17 protein-coding genes and 1 pseudogene are annotated in these 17496 nt (G+C 69.9%); all 18 read right to left on the reverse strand.

What is annotated here, in order from left to right:
- Positions 1-183: 183 nt before the first annotated feature.
- Entirely contained in the window at positions 184-810 is a 627-nt protein-coding gene (locus GTW67_RS08040) for an OmpA family protein (RefSeq protein ID WP_161164115.1), read from the reverse strand.
- Positions 811-818: 8 nt separating this feature from the next.
- Positions 819-1397: a hypothetical protein gene (locus GTW67_RS08045; RefSeq protein WP_161164116.1), complete on the reverse strand. Its 579-nt coding sequence runs from the start codon at positions 1395-1397 to the stop codon at positions 819-821.
- A gap of 33 nt (positions 1398-1430) precedes the next feature.
- Entirely contained in the window at positions 1431-2018 is a 588-nt protein-coding gene (locus GTW67_RS08050) for a pilus assembly protein TadG-related protein (RefSeq protein WP_161164128.1), read from the reverse strand.
- Entirely contained in the window at positions 2015-2212 is a 198-nt protein-coding gene (locus tag GTW67_RS08055; protein WP_161164129.1) for a Flp family type IVb pilin, read from the reverse strand. The genes GTW67_RS08050 and GTW67_RS08055 overlap by 4 nt, the downstream gene beginning before the upstream one ends.
- A gap of 129 nt (positions 2213-2341) precedes the next feature.
- A complete protein-coding gene (locus GTW67_RS08060; RefSeq protein ID WP_161164117.1) occupies positions 2342-3142 on the reverse strand; it encodes a response regulator in 801 nt (266 codons plus the stop codon).
- Between the two features lie 32 nt (positions 3143-3174).
- The gene (locus GTW67_RS08065) at positions 3175-4797 is read right to left on the reverse strand and encodes a sensor histidine kinase (protein ID WP_346010596.1); all 1623 of its coding nucleotides are present in this window, start codon (positions 4795-4797) and stop codon (positions 3175-3177) included.
- A 15-nt stretch (positions 4798-4812) separates the two neighbouring features.
- On the reverse strand, positions 4813-5700 hold the full coding sequence (locus tag GTW67_RS08070; protein ID WP_161164118.1) for a DUF5936 domain-containing protein: 888 nt from the start codon (positions 5698-5700) through the stop codon (positions 4813-4815).
- A gap of 34 nt (positions 5701-5734) precedes the next feature.
- Positions 5735-6679 (reverse strand): type II secretion system F family protein, encoded by a 945-nt coding sequence (locus GTW67_RS08075; protein ID WP_161164119.1) that lies wholly within the window; start codon positions 6677-6679, stop codon positions 5735-5737.
- Positions 6680-6688: 9 nt separating this feature from the next.
- Positions 6689-8026: a TadA family conjugal transfer-associated ATPase gene (locus GTW67_RS08080; protein WP_161164120.1), complete on the reverse strand. Its 1338-nt coding sequence runs from the start codon at positions 8024-8026 to the stop codon at positions 6689-6691.
- Positions 8027-8134: 108 nt separating this feature from the next.
- Entirely contained in the window at positions 8135-8512 is a 378-nt protein-coding gene (locus tag GTW67_RS08085) for a TadE/TadG family type IV pilus assembly protein (protein WP_161164121.1), read from the reverse strand.
- A 1-nt stretch (position 8513) separates the two neighbouring features.
- Positions 8514-8936, reverse strand: coding sequence for a pilus assembly protein (locus GTW67_RS08090; RefSeq protein ID WP_161164122.1), 423 nt, complete (start codon positions 8934-8936; stop codon positions 8514-8516).
- Positions 8933-10186, reverse strand: coding sequence for a CpaE/TadZ family protein (locus GTW67_RS08095; protein WP_161164123.1), 1254 nt, complete (start codon positions 10184-10186; stop codon positions 8933-8935). Before GTW67_RS08095 ends, GTW67_RS08090 begins: the two co-directional genes overlap by 4 nt.
- Before the next feature lie 9 nt (positions 10187-10195).
- The gene (gene cpaB / locus GTW67_RS08100) at positions 10196-10903 is read right to left on the reverse strand and encodes a Flp pilus assembly protein CpaB (RefSeq protein WP_161164124.1); all 708 of its coding nucleotides are present in this window, start codon (positions 10901-10903) and stop codon (positions 10196-10198) included.
- 69 nt (positions 10904-10972) lie between these two features.
- On the reverse strand, positions 10973-11923 hold the full coding sequence (locus GTW67_RS08105) for a hypothetical protein (protein WP_161164125.1): 951 nt from the start codon (positions 11921-11923) through the stop codon (positions 10973-10975).
- 154 nt (positions 11924-12077) lie between these two features.
- The gene (locus GTW67_RS08110) at positions 12078-13073 is read right to left on the reverse strand and encodes a DUF1266 domain-containing protein (protein ID WP_237518734.1); all 996 of its coding nucleotides are present in this window, start codon (positions 13071-13073) and stop codon (positions 12078-12080) included.
- Positions 13074-13813: 740 nt separating this feature from the next.
- Positions 13814-16351, reverse strand: a pseudogene (locus tag GTW67_RS08115) (RHS repeat-associated core domain-containing protein); the annotation flags it as partial.
- A 69-nt stretch (positions 16352-16420) separates the two neighbouring features.
- Complete coding sequence (locus tag GTW67_RS08120; RefSeq protein WP_237518735.1) at positions 16421-17125, reverse strand: hypothetical protein; 705 nt, start codon at positions 17123-17125, stop codon at positions 16421-16423.
- Positions 17122-17496 (reverse strand): hypothetical protein (locus GTW67_RS08125; RefSeq protein ID WP_161164127.1); only part of this gene is annotated, 375 nt, incomplete at its 5' end. The genes GTW67_RS08125 and GTW67_RS08120, both read right to left, overlap by 4 nt.

A 17496-nucleotide genomic window follows, 5' to 3' on the forward strand; every position in this document is an offset into this window, starting at 1 on the left:
TGCGGGCGGGGGTGCGGGTGGAGGTTGCTGAGATCCGTCCGTAGCAGCGGGCCGGCCCGTCAGGCCGTGCTGGAGCGGCGATGATGATTCCTTTACCGGCATCGTCATACTTCTTGAATGTGAAGTTCGGGTCGGCCGACGCAGAATTCGCACCGATTCGACGCCTTGCACCCATTGACCTCGTCAGCTTTCCGTTCGCGGGAACGACACCTCCACCCGGCGGTTCTTCTTGCGGCCCGCCTCCGTCGAGTTGTCGGCGATGGGGTAGTCCTCGCCGTAGCCGCGGACCTCGTAGGTGATGCCGGCGTCGTCCAGGGTCTGGGAGAGGAGTTCCTGTACGGCGTTGGCGCGCTGCTTGGACAGGACGTCGCCGTGGGCGGAGGAACCGAGGTTGTCGGTGAAGCCGAAGACGCGGATCTTGCCGGCGTTCTGCTTCTTGATCTCCTCGGCGATCCCGGAGACACGGGACTTGGCCTCGCCGCCGAGCTTGGCGCTGTCCTTGCCGAACAGCACCTCGGCCTGGAGCGCGAAGGTCACGTCGGTGTTGGTGTCCTCGCGACGCTCGTCACCGCTCTGGTCTTCGACGACCGACTTGATGTCCAGCACCTTGGCCTGCGCGAGCGTGGCCCCGTCCGGGAGCTTGAGGTCGGGGTCGTTGGGATCGACGTCGACGGGGGCGGAGGCGGAGGCGCCGGTGCCAGGAGGGTCGGCGGGGTCGTCGTCGGCGCGGGCGGTGGCGGCACCGTGGAGGTTCGCGGCGAGCAGGAGGGTGGCGGTGGTGAGGGCCAGGCTGAGCCGGGTCGGGGTCATGGTGGGCCTCACCCGGAGATCTCGATGCCGGCAGCCGAGAACATGGGCAGCTGGAAGGTCACCTCGGTCGCGTCTGCGGGCGGCGCGGGGAATTGCATGAAGACAGGCACGGACTCCCCGGACTTCAAGGGGGCGAAGTTCGTGGTGGTCAGCGGGCGACCATCGGTGTCCCGCAGAACGTAATACCGCTTCTTCCCATTGGAATCCACCAGCGTGGCTCCGCCGAGGGACCTACCGTTGCGGATGATCTCGGTTTCGTTACCGCTTAGTTGGGCCGGCACGGTGGCCGTCTTGCTGCCGTCATTCTTGAGGTCACCGCTCACTGTCACGAAACCGCCCGAGTCACGTTGCGCGGCGGTGATTTTCAGCAACAGGCCGGACGGGCCTTTCAGCTCCGCGAGAGGTTTGTCCGACTGCCCTTCTTGAGGACTCGGCCCCGACCCGTTGGTCTTGGACGAGGACGCGGAAGCCTCAGGCTTGTTGTCCTCACCATCGCCCCCACAACCGACCACGCCGAAGGCGAGCCCAAGTGCAACGGTCACTGCGACCGCTCCCCTGCCGACCTTGGGTGTGAACCGAATACTCATGACTCCGCTTCCTTCGTCCTCGTCGTTCGCATATCAGTCGGCCAGGTGGACGTCGAACAGGTCCTCGGGCTTGGGTAGCTCCAGCGGCTCGTTCAGATCCCAGTCCTCGCCTTGGCAGGTGAGCTTGGGCAAGGCGTCTTCACCGTTGTCCTCAGCGGACAGGTCAAACAAGCAACGAGGCTCGATGACGGCAGTGGCGGATTCCGTGGCTCGCTGCTCTTCCGTGCCCGGCACGATGGTGTCACCGACGGTCTCTTCGGTCTCGGCCACGACTCTGTAGGACAAGGGCCCTACCAGGCTGCAGTCCACACTCGCATCGTTGCGTGCCGCCAGCTGATGAGCGCGCCAGCACCCATTGCCCACTGGCACGTTGCCGTCGAAGATCGCCTGCCATGCGTCAGGCTTCTTGATGCTTAGCAGCCACTGGTCTGCGAGGGCATCCCGTGTTTCCAATGCCGCTGCGAGAGCCGCAGCATCCGCTGCGGTCTGGGCGTCATTACGAGTCGCTGCGGCCTGGCCGACCGCAAAGTACGCGAACGCGAGAAAGAGCAGGCCTCCCACCACTGTGATGTAGATGGGGAAAGCCTGCCCTGTGTCGCTACGAAAGCGGCCGGGCTTCAGCCACCGATGACTTCGGTGATCTTGTCGGTGATCGCGTTGTAAATCGTCTGACCGATGTCCGTCCCCGTGATCGCCAGGACGATGGCCACCACCACCGCGATGATCCCCAGGTACTCCACCGCCGTCTGGCCCTTGTCGTTGCGGGCGGCGCGGGTCTTCAGGGCGGTGACGGTGGTGTGCAGCCAGTTGGTCATGGTGTTGCCCTCCAGGGTGGCCGGTGCCGCGCTCGTCGTCGGCACCGTACGGCGGGACCGGCCGGTCTGCCGAGGGTCCCAGGGCCCAATCGCGGGCCCAATCACGTAGCGAGGGTCGGTTCATCGCGCTCACCCCAGGCCCAGCCACTTGGCGGTGGCCTCGGAGCGGCTCGCGCTGTGGAGCTTGGCGAAGATGCGGTTGATGTGGTTCTTGACCGTCTTCTCGCTGATGAAGCACGTGGCGGCGATCTGCTGGTTGTTCATCCCGGATGCGATGTGCTCCATGATCTCCACCTCCCTCGTGCTCAGTTGGAACCGCGACCTGTCGGGAGTACCAGACGACGACTGTCCCACATTCGGTTGCAGTTGCGAAAGGGATTGGGCAGATGTATGTCCGCACGGTTGCTCTACAGCCGAGTTGGGGGTTTGCTCGTCGTGTGCACTCGCACGCAGGTCGGTCAGCAGAGCGTCCGCCGCCGTCGGGGTGAAGTGCGCCCTGCCCCGCCGTACGTCCCGTACCGCCGCCACCAACTGGTCCGCCGTGAACTCGCCGTGGACCAGGTAGCCGCCCGCACCGCGTCGCAGGGCCTCGCGGACGATGTCCGACTCCCCGCTGTACGTCAGCATCATCACCGGGGCGATGCCCACCAGGTACGGGAGGGCGGAGATGCCGTCCACGCCGGGCATGCGGACGTCGAGGAGGACCACGTCGGGGCGGTGCCGCTGCGCGGCCTCGCAGGCCTGGCGGCCGTCGGTGGCCTCGGCGACGACCGTGATGTCCGGGCGGCCGGAGAGCAGCGCGGTGAGACCGGCGCGGACGACCGGGTTGTCGTCGGCCACGACCACCCGCAGGGCGGCGGCCGGGGCGGGCGGCGGGAAGGGGTGGAGTGGCCGGCCGTTCCCGTGCGGCTGCGTCTCGTCGTCCGGCATCGGGTGTGCTCCTCTCCTGACATGGGGCGCGTTCATGCGGGCGGGCTCGTGCTCGTGCCGGGTGCGGGCACCAGGGCGGACAGGGGCAGGTCCACGCGGACCTCCGTGCCCCGCGGGTGGCCGCCCCGGCCGATGCGGATGCGGGCACCCACCGAGGCGGCCCGCTCCACCATGCCGACCAGGCCGAAGTGGCCCGTGGCGCGAAGGCGTTCGAGGTCGGTGTCCGGCGGGAGGCCGGTGCCGTCGTCGTGGACGGTGATCCGCAGCAGGTCGCCCCGTACGGCCGTGCGGACGTGGACGTGGGCCGGTGCCGCGTGGCGGTGGGCGTTCTCCAGGGCCTCGGAGACGATGGTGAGGAGTTGCCGGGCCGCCGCCGGGGGCACCAGGGGGGTCGGCGCGGGGTGGTGGCAGGTGGCGGGTACGCCGGTGCGGGTGGTGAAGTCCCGTACCCGTTCGTCCAGTTCCGCCGCGAGGTCCGTGCCCTGCGCCGGGTCCGTCTCGCGGCGCAGGTCGGTCAGGAGTTCGCGGGACTCGGCGGCGGCTCGGCGCGCCGAGCGGGCGACCAGTTCGGCCTGGCGCCTGGCCAGCGCCGGGTCCATGCGGCCGTTGCCCGCCGTGGCGGCCAGGCCGTCGGCCGCCAGGGCCACGCCGTGCAGGGTCTTCGCGACGGAGTCGTGCAGTTCGCGGGCGAGCCGGGCGCGTTCGGCGCTCACCGCCTCCGCGACCGCCAGGCGGGCCCGGACCGCCGTCAGGGCCTCGGTGGCGGAGCCGAAGCGCAGCAGCAGCCCGCGCAGGCTGGAGCCCGCCGCCCCGGCGATGACGCACAGGCCCGGCAGCAGCGACGCCTCCGCGACGCCCGGGTGCGGGTTCAGCGTCGCGTGGACCAGCAGCAGGATCAGCGACTGGAGCGAGGCGAAGACGGCCGCGCCGCGCCAGCCGTAGACGAGCCCGGCGAGCAGCGGGGTGCAGACGCTGACGTAGGCGAGGGTCGTGTCGGGGCCCGCCGAGATCAGGAGCAGCGAGCCGAAGAGCGTGTCCGCCGCCAGGAGGGTGGGGTGGCGCAGGAGGAGGGGGCCGAAGCGCTCCCAGTCGCGGACGAGGACGTACGACACCATGAAGGTGACGACCACGGCGGCGCCGACCAGGCGGACGCCCAGGCCCGGGCCGGCGTTGAGGAGGGCGGCGGGGGCGGCCAGCGCGATCATGGCCAGGCGGAAGCCGAAGACCTGGCGGCACAGGGCCTGGAGGGCGTTCACCTGGAGGCTGAGTGCGGGTTCCCGCACGGGCTCCTCGGGGCCGGGCACGGAGGGTGGCCCCTGCGTCGCGTCCCGGGCGGCCGGGCGTACGCCGGGGTGGTCGGCCCCCGGCCGGTCCGGCGCCGACGCGGCCTCCCAGCCCTTCGGCGACCCCACCGGCTCCCAGCCCGGCGGCAGCACGGGCGTCACCGGACCGTCCGACGCGGCCTCACGGGCGATGCGGGCCGGCGGGACCGCGTCCGCGGGCGAGACGGTGTGGGTCGGCAGGGCCGCGTCCGCAGGCGGGGCGGTGGCCGACGGGGCCGGACGTGCAAGCCGGTGGCGGCGGCGTGTGCGAGCGGGTCGGTCGTCCGGCTGTCGGGGCGTCAGGTCCCTCGCCGGTGGGTTGGTCGTGGCCATGCCGTCCGTCCTCCCCTACTCGCCCGTGATCGTGCCGAAGTCCGTCCCCGAGCCGAGGATCAGACCGGCGCCGAGGAGGATCATCGTGGCCGGGACCATGAACGTCGTGATCATCATGGTGGCCTTGGGGACGGCCCGGGCGGCCTTGCGGCGGGCGTTCTGGGCGTCCGTGCGGCGCATGTCCTTGGCCAGGGACACCAGGGTGTCCACGATGGGCGCGCCCAGTTCCTCGCCCTGCTGGAGTGCCGTCACGAACATCGCCACCTGTTCGGAGTCGTTGCGCCGGCGCAGCTCCGCGAAGGCCTGGCGGCGGCTCATGCCGAGGTCCATCTGGCGCAGGGTGATGCGCAGTTCGTCGGCCCAGGGACCCTCGTAGCGCATCGCGACGCGGTCCAGGGCCTGGCGGAAGCCGAGGCCGGCGCTGACCACGACCGCCAGGACGTCGAGGAAGTCGGGGAGCGTGCGCTCGATGACGTCCTTGCGGATGCGGATCGCCGACCAGATGCCCACCTCCGTCCAGAACGCGCCGAAGGCCAGGAGCAGGAGCGCCACGACGTACTGGCCGCGCAGCAGGAAGACCAGGAAGCCGACGGTGCCCAGGAAGCCGTAGACGGCGCGGCGGGCAGCGTAGCGGTCGATGGTCAGGCCGCCCGGGTTGCCGGCCAGGTCGATGCGGCGGCGGTACTTCGCGACCAGGGCCGGGCCCATGAGGCGCAGCACGGCGGGGGCGTAGCGCATGCCGAGGCGGTCGATCAGGGAGTCGACGGCGCCGGTGCGGGTGGAGCCGACCTCCAGGGCGAGGGCGAGGTCGCCGGGGAGTTTGGCGTCGGCCCGGTACATGCGGATGCCGGCGAACGCGCCCCAGACGCTCAGGCCCATGCCCAGTGCGAGCAGCAGTCCCATGGCTCGCTCCTCCTTCCTCGGTTTCCCGGTTTCCTCAGACGTCGATGCGGGACAGGCGGCGGATGAGGACGAAGCCGACGGCGTAGAGACCGAAGGCGGTGATCACCGCGACCTGGCCGACCGGGGAGCCGGTCATGCGCTCCAGGGCGCCGTCCTTGACCCCGTTCATCAGGAACAACGAGCCGACGCCGAGGACCGGTACGGCGTACGAGGTCATGCTGACCTGGGACAGCTGGGTGCGGACCTCGCGCCGGGTCTCCTTGCGTTCCTCCAGCGTCTCGGTGAGGTTGCGCAGCGCGCTGACCACCTGGCCGCCGGCCCGGTTGGACAGGACGAGGGTGGTGACCAGGACGACGAGTTCGCGGGAGGGGAGGCGTTCGGCAAGTTCGCCGAGGGCGTCGTCCATGGACGAGCCGATGGCCAACTGGTCGGCGACCTTGGCGAGTTCTTCGCCGGCCGGGGCCTCCAGCTCCTCCGCCGCCATGCCGATGGCGGTGCGCAGGGCGAGGCCGGCCTGGGTGGCGTTGGCGAGGATGCGGGCGAGTTCGGGGAGCTGGTTGATGAACTTCTCGATGCGCTTCTGGCGTTGCCAGGTGAGGAACTGCATCGCCGCCCAGACGCCCAGCAGGCCGGCGAGCGGGCCGAAGAAGGGGGCCAGGGCGGCCTGGCCGACCAGCCACAGGCCCGCGACCGTGGCGAGCATGTAGGCGAAGAACTCGCCGGGGGTGAGGTCCAGGCCGGTCGCGGCCAGGCGCAGTTCCAGCCTCCTGCCGAGCCTCGTACGGCGCAGCCGGCGGTCCAGGGTGCGGAAGCGGCGCCGACGACCGCCCGGCGGGAGCTGCCCGGTGGCGGAGAGGCGGTCGACCAGGGCCTCGCGCTGGGCCCTTCCGGCGGCGTAGGAGTGCAGGCCCATGACCGCCAGGACGCAGGTCAGCAGGGTGATGCCGGTGGTGAGCGTGACGAGCGTGTGCAGTTCCATCGGGCGGTCCTACCTGGCTTCTCGGGTGGCGAGCTGTTCCGCGGAGTGGGCCACGCCGAAGGCCTGCGGAATGGGCTGGCTCGCCATGTACAGGCGTTCGGCGGTGCGGCGCGGCAGGGGGTGGTACTCGAAGGCGCCGTAGATGCGGCCGTCGGCGGTCATCGGCTGGGCGTTGAAGCGGGCGACCGTGGCCAGGCGGTAGGGCTCGCCGCCGTGGCTGGCCAGCAGGGCGATCTCGGTGATGCGGCGGGCACCGTCGGCGAACCGGGTCAGCTGCACGATGACGTCGACGGAGCTGTTGATCTGGTCGTGCAGGGCGACGAAGGGGATCTCGACGTCCGACATGGAGGCGAGGGTCTGGAGGCGCATCAGGGCGTCCTCGGCGCTGTTGGCGTGGACGGTGGCGAGCGAGCCGTCGTGACCGGTGGACATGGCCTGGAGCATGTCCAGGGACTCGCCGCCGCGGACCTCGCCGACGACGATGCGGTCGGGGCGCATGCGCAGCGAGTTGCGCACGAGGTCGCGGATGGTGACGCGGCCCTTGCCCTCGACGTTGGGCGGGCGGGACTCCAGGCGGATCACGTGGGCCTGCTGGAGCTGGAGTTCGGCGGAGTCCTCGATGGTGATGATGCGTTCGGTCTCGGGGATCAGGCCGGACAGGGCGTTGAGGAGGGTCGTCTTGCCGGTGCCGGTGGCGCCCGAGACGATGATGTTGAAGCGCGCCTGCACCAGTCCGGCCAGCAGGTACAGCATGTGCTCGTCGAGCGAGCCGAGGCCGATCAGCTCCTGGAGGGTGAAGGAGCGCGGGAAGCGGCGGATGGTGAGCGTGGCGCCGGTCAGGGACAGCGGCGGGATGATGACGTTGACGCGCTCGCCGGAGGGGAGGCGGGCGTCGACCATCGGATTCGACTCGTCCACGCGGCGGTTGACGGTGGAGACGATGCGCTCGATGGTCTGCATCAGCTGGTCGTCGGAGGCGAAGCGGAGCGGGAGCTGTTCGACGCGGCCGCCGCGCTCCACGAAGATCGAGTCGGGGCCGTTGACCATGATCTCCGTGATGGAGGCGTCCTCCAGCAGGGGTTCGAGGATGCCGAGGCCTAGGGCCTCGTCCACGACCCGGCGGATCAGCTGGGAGCGTTCGGCCGTGGAGAGGACCGGGCCCTCGCGGCTGATGATGTGCCCGAGGACGCGCTCCAGGCGGGCCCGGCGCTCGGCCATGGCGAGCGAGCTCATCTCCGCGAGGTCGATCTCCTCCAGGAGCTTGGCCCGGTAGGAGGCGACGAGGTGTCCGTCCTCGCCCCGGCCGCCGTGCTCCTCGGGCGAGTGGATGCGTGCGCGCAGGCTCATGCGTCCGGTGCTCCTTGCTCCTCGTTCACGCGGTCGCCGGTCGTGCGGTCGCCGGTCACGACGTGGCTGGTCACGCCGTCGCTGGTCATGCCGTCGCTGGTCATGCCGTCACTCGTCCGCTTCGTGGTCGAGCGGCATGGTCGCCGTCCTGGTGGCGTTCCCGAAGTCCCAGCCGGGGACGATGGAGGGGATGTCGACGGAGGCGGTGACCGTCACCTCGTCGCCGCCGTACGAGGGCGGGCAATTGGTGCCGTCGGCCAGCCAGTCGCTGACCGCCGTGGCGCAGGCCTCCTGCGCGCTCTCCTGGAGCGAGGCCCCCCGGGCGCCGGCGCGGGCCGCGGTGCCGGCCTGCTGGGCGGTGTAGGCGATGAGGCCGAGCTGTACGGCGGCCATGGCGACGATGACCAGGATCGGCAGGAAGCCGAGGTACTCGATGGCGGCCTGGCCCCGGTCGCGGGCCCGCCCGTCGCGGTGGGAGTACGGCATGTCAGTCGTCGTCCTCCTCTTCCTCCACGGCCCCCGCGTGCCCGTGCACGGTGAAGGGGAAGCCGACGGTCCCCGGGAAGAGGATGGGGACCTCCAGTCGCACGTCGGCCGTGACGTACCCGTTCGCGGTGGAGCAGTCCACCCCGGCACCTCCCTCCCAGGCCCCCGGCAGCTTGTCCCGGCCGGCGTCCTGGCAGGCGCCCTGCCGCGCCCCCGGACCGGCCGCCGTCGCCGCCCGTACCGCCTCGTCGGCAGCATTACCCGCGAGGGTGAAGGTGTATCCCACGAGCACGAGTTGCCACAGCACCACCAGCGTGACGAGGATCGTCGGCGTCATGCCGAGGAACTCGACGGTGACCTGGCCGCGGTCGCCGTACCTGCCCGAGCCTCCGAAGCGCCGGCCGGGTAAGCCGTAGGTCCTCATCCCCCACCGTCCTTCCGGCGCCGGAAGCTCACCGACCCCCGGTCGCTGCGGAACCGGCCGCCTTTGCGGTCGCCCCCGGCGGGCTTGGCCAGGCCCAGCTCGCCGGCGAGGGTCCACAGGGCCTGCTTCACGGTGCTCCGGCCGTCGAGATCGTGGATGCGGCCGGAGTCGACGGCGCCCTGGAGTTCCTTGAAGGCGGCGGGGACGGTGGTCGCGGCGACCGCCGTGCCGGTGATCTTCCGGACCAGCGGGGGCTGGATCTCCGTACCGCGCGTGTGCCGGTTGACGACGACGGTCGTCTCCTCGGCCTTGCGGATCTGGAGCCGGTCCCACATCCGCACCGCCCGCTTGGCGCCCCGCACGGCGATGACGTCCGGGGTGGTGACCAGCAGCGCCTTGTCGGCCATCTCCACAGCCGCGGCGCCGGCCCCGCCGAGCTGGGCGCCGCAGTCGATGACGACGACCTCGTAGCGGGAGCGCAGGGCGCTGACGACCTGGCGTGCGGCGCGGTCGGTGACCTCCTCGCCGCGTTCGCCCTCGCCGGGGGCGAGCAGCAGGGCGAGGCCGGTGTCGTGGCGGAAGACGGCGTCGGCCAGGACGCGGGGCGAGATGTCGTTGATGGCGGCCAGGTCGACGACGGAACGGCGGAACTGGACGTCCAGGTAGGAGGCGATGTCACCGGCCTGGAGGTCCATGTCGACCAGGGCGGTGGCGCGGCCCGACGCCTGGGCGGCGAGCGCCAGTTGGACAGCGGTGAGGGTCGCCCCGACCCCGCCCTTGGCGCCGCTGACGGTGACGACGGTGCCGCCGACGCCGGTGAACACGTCGCCGCCGCTGCCGAGATGCCGGCGTACGCCCACCGACCACTGGGCCACCGCCTGGACGCGGCTGGCGAGTTCCTCGTAGCTGAGCGGCAGGGCGACCAGGCCGCGGGCGCCGTAGTCCATGGCGGCCTGGAAGAGGCCGGGGCTCGCGTCGGAGGTGACGAGGATGACGCCGACGGCGGGGAAGCGCAGGGCGACCTCGCGGATCAGCTCCAGCGCCGGGACCGGGCCGATCCGCTCGTGCACGACGACGACCTCGGGCAGTTCGTCGACGGACTCGGCGGCCAGCCGGGCGAGGGTGTCGACGAGCTGGGTGGAGTCGGTCACCGGGGCGACCGGTTCGACGTCCGGGAGCTGGCTGAGCAGGGTCGTGATGGACCGTACGGCGTCCGCGTCGCCGACTGCCGGGAGGATCCTCGTGGGCATGCGGGCCTCTCACTTGTCCTTCGCGAGTTCGTACGTACGGTCCTGGTCCGGGACCGTGGTGTCGCTGCCCGGCGCCACGAGCGCGAGCCTGACCCGCTGGGCGAACGACTCGGCGTAGGTGATGCGCTGGGCGTCGATGGTGGACAGGGCGAAGGTGATGGGGACCGCCTCGGTGGCCCGGCGTTCGCTGCTCTTCTCGCCGGGCTGGAGCGAGGTGAGTTCGCCGACGTCGATGACCTTGGCGTTCGTCACGATGATCTTGGAGAGGTCGGGGGCGCCCTCGCGCTCGCCCTCGAAGGTGGCGTACACGTTCACGGAGGCGCCCGGTGTGATCTTGCCGGCGACGCCGGTCGCCGCGTCGATCATGATGGCGACCTCCTGCTGCCCCGGCTGGAGGGCGGGCTGGTCGACGATCATGTCGCTCTGGAGCAGCGAGCCCGCCTTCAGCGTCGTCACGGCGATCTTGCCGCGGATCCCGGAGAGGTCCCTGACCGCGTTCTCCGACAGCCAGCGCTCGGGCATCTCGATCTTCTCGAACTGGTCCGCGCCGAGGGGCGTGTAGGGCGCCACGGTCTTCTTGACCTGGTACGCGGTGACCTCGGGGCCGACCTTGGACTTCGCGTCGTTGATGACGGACAGCACGCCGGCGAAGGCGCCGAGGGCGCAGAGGACCGACAGGATCAGCAGGATGATGCCGCGGCGCTGACGGGAGTTCATGGGCCGTGCAACCTCATTGGGGGAATCGGTTGAGCCGGATCGGAGGGCGGGAGGTGCGTCGGGTCGGGTCTAGCGGGTGAGTGCGCGTCTGCCGCGGTGGCCCCGTGGGAGCTCGCGGCGGGGCGGCCGGGTGCCGGGGCCGAGGCCGGGGTGGCCGTCGTCGACGGGTGGTGTCGCGGAACAGAAGACGCAGCGGTCACCGATGACGTCGATGCCGCACCAGTGGCAGGTGCTCTGCCGTACGGAGGTGACGAGCTGGTAGAGCACCGACAGGTCGGGCAGGTAGGCGCAGAACTCGGTGAGCCTGCCGGTCCCCCACCAGCCGGGGGACTCCGCCGGGAGCGGGGTCTCGTGCAGGCCCTGGACCTTCCAGGAGGGGGCCAGGGTGCCGGTGACCCAGTCGGACGCGAGCTGGCCCTTGGCGTGCAGCATCCAGGTCCCGAACTCGGGTCCGGCGAGCGCCGCGCCCGGGGCGATCCGCACGAGCTGCGGCTCGGGATGCGCGACGACGCCGAACTGGCTGCCCGGGACCCAGGACTTGGCGTGCGACTTCAGGCCCACGGGGACGTGGTCGAGCCGGGCGACGGAGCCGAGGAGCGCGCCGGCGTGGATGTAGTGGGTGAGCAGCCGTCCGGCCGAGGCGAGGACGCCGGGGCCGAGGTCGCAGGAGGCCAGCTGCCGTAACTGACGGGCCAGCACGGCGAGCCCGAGCGGCGGCAGGGCCGGCCGGAACAGGGCGATGCGGTCGGTCTCCAGCAGGGACCGGACGGTGTGCAGCCGCCGCTCCACACTCGGGGAGACCCCCGGCGAGCACACCACGATGACATGCCCGTGCTGCTCGACCAGCGCCTGTATCTCCCCCAACGCCTGCTCCAGGGGACGCTGGTCGACGTCGTGGAGCACGACCGCGGGCATGGTCCGTTCGTCCTGCGGCGGCAGCGCCATGTCGGCACTGGTCACGGCAATGGCAGTTGGCACGCGCGGCTCCCCGTCTCCCCATGCCCCTGGGTCGGCCGGCATCACTCCGACCCACCCGGACGACTTCACTGCGTGACTACGTGAGCACTGTAACCACGCGTCTGTGACCGGAGAACAGCGTTTCTGTACCTCAAGAGGAACTTACGGGGCACAAGAGGCGGCAAAACGGGGCAGGTTGAACAATCCGCGCCCCCTCTCACCGGAAGGGGATGTTGAGCCAGGGACTGCCGGGGTCGGTCATCAGGAGGCGGTGGGCGTCGACCATGTCGGTGTACCAGCTGCCGAAGTCCTCCTCGTCGAAATGCAGACAGCGGCCGAGGATGTAGCCGGCGGAGAAGTCCTGCCAGGACCGGTAGGCGAGGGCCGCGGCCCGCCCCGCCTGGACGACGGCGGCCTCGGCCTCCTGAAGGGTGCCGAACCGGGCCCCGAGCCCCCATCGCGCCATCTTCGACGCCCGCCCCAGATCCCAGGCGTCGACGGACGTCACGTACCGGTTCTCCTCGAGCACGCCATCGGCCCGCATGCGGGCCTCGTAACGGCTGATGCGCCCGATGAGGTGGTGTATGCCCTGGATACGGGCCTCCACCGCGGCCTCGGGCTCCGGCTCGGTCTTCGTGACCCCGTCGGGCGAGAGCGCGACGCTCCCGCCGGAACGGCCCCGGATGATCTCGGCGGCCGCCTGCCGCCAGTACCCGGCGTCGACGTGCCCTCCGAAGTCGCGCGCGATGGAGCGCCGGAGACCGAGCACGAACTCCCAGGCTCCACTGTGCTGATCGGCGGCGAGGAGGCTGTCGAGGATGGGCAGCCAGTCCTCACGGCTCTCGATGTCCCACCATTCGCGCAGCCGTCTGCGTTCCCCGGGATATCCGGTGCCGTGCCAGGCGATGGCATTCCATGGATCTCCGTTGTGCACGCACAGCAGGGCCCCGCAAGCGAGTCCGTGCGCGACCGGACCGCGCAGGGGGCCGCCGACGCGGAGGGCGACCAGACGCTTGGACATGTCGGGATAACCGATCCGCTCCGAGTACTGAGCCCAGGCCGCCGAGTGCGGCGGCGCGGCGGGGAGCCAGGCCTCGCAGGGGGTACCGGGGTTGACCACGATGTACGGGGGGTCACCAGGCCCCCACACGTCGGCGAACCAGCGGAGGCTGTGCACGTCGAAGACCTGGTCGGGAGTGGGCGTGGGAAGCATTCCCACCGTGTAGACCGGCCAGAACCGGTTCTTCCTCCCCTTCCGCAGGAACACCGGGAACGTCCCCGTCGGCACACCGTCCGCTTTCTCGCGCACTATCTCGAAATACAGCTCGGCCCGAGCGAGCGTTTCGAAGTACGCGGCCCAGTCATTCCGCGTTCTCGCGTCGAGCAATGCGTGCTCGATGTCAGTGGGCGGGGTCCAGGCGGGAAAACGCGGACTCTCACTACCGCGCTGGAACGACTTGGGTGTCATCGCATTCCAATCGGTACACGCCGGGCATGGCGACGCATAATTCTCCCGACGGATGATACTGGCGAGCTACCACATAGTGCAGGCGCATAGCGTCCGCTCGATGCACGGACGCGACGCGAAGTGCTACACCGTTCCCCTCAGAGGGCCAAATCTCGAGGGCGCGTGATGATCCCCATCGTCCTCATGCCACTGACAGTCTGCGGCCTGAACATAGCCCTCCCCCTCATTCAAAACGAACAGCGTACCTCGAGACGGCGCCACCCGGCGCAACTGCAGAAATTGGGCCGCTTCTCCCTCGTCTGGCGCGGCAATACGCAATTGCCCAAAGGACGGCTGAAGGTGCATCAATGCCACAGCAGGGAAAATGATATCGATACGAGTTTGATACAGCTGCGGATGGTAGCTCCTTAGGAGAAGAACTGAGTGCGTCACCGAGTACTGCCAAACCTTAAAGCTTCGCTCCCATTCAACGACGTTACGCATACTCAACTCCTAGGCATTGGCCAACTGGCCGGCTCTGGCACATGCACGACCTTTCCATCCTCATAGAAGCTGATGCTATCCCATGCACGATCACCGAGACGCACCGCTTTGCCCACATGGTACATTTCACGCTCCGTTGCAAACCAATTATCCCCCATACCGGCCCGGTAAGCATTCATGAACCTTTCTGAAGGCGTACCTCCAGAGAAACCGTCCATGACGATATGCAGATGGACGTCCGGGTTGTGAGCAGCAGCCCTCACATGGCTCTCGAAGTCTGTCCAATTGTCGAGGTAATGCGTATAGTTATTCCCATTGGCAAACCTACGCAAGTCATCCCCGCCGTTATTGTGAGGATCACGGATCCCCAGAGCCACTTGGTTGGTGCACGCGTCCGGAGCAAGGCCCAGAGCGTCAGTCCACCTCTGTGGATTATCGACGTAAAGAATTGGATTGGGTGCAGGTTCGAGGCCGAGGGGATCATTTGTTAAATAACGGGCAGTTTCGGGGTCGTAATGGCGGAAATAGTTGTAGTGCAGGCCCGTTTCCGGGTCGTAGTACTGGCCCGGGAAGCGCAGGGGTGTGTACGTCGTGCTGTTCGTTGCCCAGGCTGTCGTGCCCCACAGAGTGCTCTGGGTTCGCCAGGCGATGTCGCCCTGTTCGTCGATCAGTTCGCTCGGTGTGCCGACCAGGTCGGTGACGATGGCGAAGAAGCGGGTGTCGATCTCTGTCTGCGTGGCCTCGCCGGTGAGGATGCGTTCCGATTGGGCCAGGGGGCGCAGGCCCTGGTGGTCCCAGGTGACGGCGACCGGGTGGGGGAGGTCCGGTGAGGTCGTGGTCTGTTCGCACAGGGTCGTGCCGTCCCAGGTGAAGTCCACCCGTTCCACGACCGTCTCGCCGTCCTCAGCGAGGCGGAGCTTCGCCGTGCGGCGGCCGAGCGGGTCGTATGTGTAGCGCCAGCGGGTGCCGTCCGGGGTGGTGACCGCGGTCAGGCGGTCCTCCGCATCCCATTCGTAGCGCCAGGTGTCGGGTTTCCGGGACAGGTTCCTCTTCTGGCGCAGCGTGATGCGGCCCAGGGCGTCGTGTTCGTAGCGGATCCGGCCGGCGCGCGTGATGCGGGTACCCGTGTAGGTGCGCTCGCCCGTGGCCTCGGCGCCCGGGTGGGTCGACGGCCACTCCGCGTGCGTCTGGTTGCCGGCCGCGTCGTAGGCGTACGTCTCCGTCCAGTTCGCCGCGTGCACCGCCGTGACCCGACCCGTGGCGTCGAGGTCGAAGCGGCGTCTCCCTGTGAGCTGGTCGTCGATGCCGATCAGGTTGCCGTCGGCGCGGTAGGTGTAGGTGCGGTGCTGGACCGTGCGCCCGCCCGCGCCCGTGACCGACTGCGTCGTCAGACGGCCCAGGGCGTCGAAGGTGTGGTCCAGTGTGATCGTGTCGCCTACGCGGCGGGAGAGTTCGCGGCCCGCCTCGTCGTACGTGACGTCGATGGGGCGCCCCGAAGCCACCATGTCCGTCCTGCGGCCCACCGCGTCATACGACCAGGTCGTCGTCGCGCCGGTCGGAGTCGTACGGCCGGTGCGGCGGCCCAGTTCGTCGTACGCGTAGGTCAGCGTGCGGCCGTCGACCGTCTCCTCGCGCACTCTGCCGTAGCGGTCCCGCAGGATCGTCAGGTCCGAACCGTCCGGGCCCGTGGCCTGGGCCAGGCTGTCCGTGAAGTCGTACGCGTAGCTCGTGACCCGCCCGTCGGCGTCCTTGCGGGTCACCTGGCCCAGGTCGTTGTGCTCGAACGCGATCGTCTGGCCCAGCGCGTCCGTGCGGGAGGTCAGCCGGCCCGCCGGGTCGTGGGCGTAGGCGAGGGTGCGGTCGTCGAAGTCCGTCTCCCTGACCAGGCGTCCGGCCGGGTCGTACTCGTACGTCCAGGTCAGGCCCTGCGGGTTGGTGACCTTCGTGAGCCGCAGCTCCGTGTCGTGCTCGAACTCGTAGCGGACCCCGTCCGGGCCCGTGCGGGCCGTGAGCAGGTCGAAGTGCGTGTACTCGTAGCGGGTCACGCCGCACAACGGGTCGGTGTGGCTGGTGTTGTTGCCCTCGCCGTCGTAGGTCCAGGACTCCGTCGTACCGTCGGGGGCGGTCCGGCGCAGCAGGTGGCCTTCCACCGACCAGTCCAGCCTGGTCACCGCGCCCGTCGGGTCCGTCACGGCGGCCGGACGGCCCAGTGCGTCGCGTTCGTAGGTCGTGACCGCGCCGAGCGGGTCCGTGACCGACGCCGGCAGGCCCGCGCGGTCGCAGCGGACCGTGGTGACGTTGCCGTGCGGATCGGTCACCGAGGTGAGGTGACCCGCCTCGTCGTATGCGAAGGTGCTGGCGTTGCCCGCCGGGTCGGTGACCGACGTGCGATTGCCGCGGTCGTCGTACGTCTGGCGCCAGACCCCGCCATCGGGATTCGCCACCTTCACCGGCAGGCGCAGGTCGTTGTACTCGGCTCTCGCCTCCCGGCCGTCGGAGCGGGTGACCCCGGTCAGGTTGCCGGCGTCGTCATAACGGAACGTTCTTGCCGGCGTCGATGCCGTCTTCCAGCGCTCCGAGGCCGGAGTTGACGAGGTCTCCCACTCCCATCAGCCGGCGCTCCCGTCCTGACGTGCCTGCCAGTGCCGCTGGGGCTGCTCCGGCTGCGGTGGCTGGGCCGCCTGGGCGCGCTCCTCCGGCGAAGGCCCGAAGGACTCGTCCAACGCCTGCTCGTACTGCTCGTCACTGATCCCGACCCGGTGACGCAGGTCTTCGGGCCTCATCCCCGGCGGCATCATCGTGTTCGAGGTCATGACGTCCCGGCCGGCGTCCATCCACCCCTGTTTGCTGTTCGCCCAGGCCTGGTCGAACGACTCCCTGCTGTAGTCCGGGTTGAGGTAGGCGTCGACGGTGTCGTTGCCCAGCTGGGACCAGCTCTTCCCGGTGATCTCCTCCTCGGTGGCGTACGGATTGCCTACCAGGGAGTTCGTCGCGATCTTCAGCGTCCCCTCCACGTACTGGTCGGTCTCGTACAGCGTCCCGGCCGCGAGCCCCACCCCGGCCGCGAAGTCGTTGCCCTCGGCCACCAGAGCGCGCACGCCCCACTCCCAGCGCTCGCAGAACGACGTGAACGCGGACGTCAGGCCCTCGTGTCCGACCTCCAGGCCCGAGAGGGCGATGTCGGAGAAGCCCCGTCCGGCTCCGGCCTGCCCCACCATGCCCAGCTCGCGCAGCTCCTCCAGGGTGAGGGTGATCCCCTGGGTGATCAGGTTCAGGCCCTCGGCCTGCAGGTCCTTGCCGTCGGTGCTGGTCATCGCAGCTCCTCCCCGTCCCCGTTCCCCTCGGCGTCCACCGCCACGTCCTCGGGAACGACCCCCAGGACCGGGGGCAGCAGCACTGCCTCGTCGCTGCCGACGTCCACAGCGACCCCGCACGGGACCCCCACCGCGGGTACGCCGACGTCCAGCAGCCGTGCTCCCAGAACCCGCCGATAGGGCCACTCGCGGCTCTGTTGCCCCCTCGCCATCGCGAATCGGGCGAGGGCCTCCTCGTCGATGAAGGCGTAGATCCACCGCACACCGCCGTGGTCACCCGTCAGCGGTACGTCGTCCTCGTCGAGCGGGACGAGGACGGGAGTCCGCCGGAACTCCCCCACCAGGGTGGCGAACTCACGGCGTGCCCCGGT

Source organism: Streptomyces sp. SID5910 (assembly GCF_009862125.1).
Taxonomy (GTDB): Bacteria; Actinomycetota; Actinomycetes; order Streptomycetales; family Streptomycetaceae; genus Streptomyces.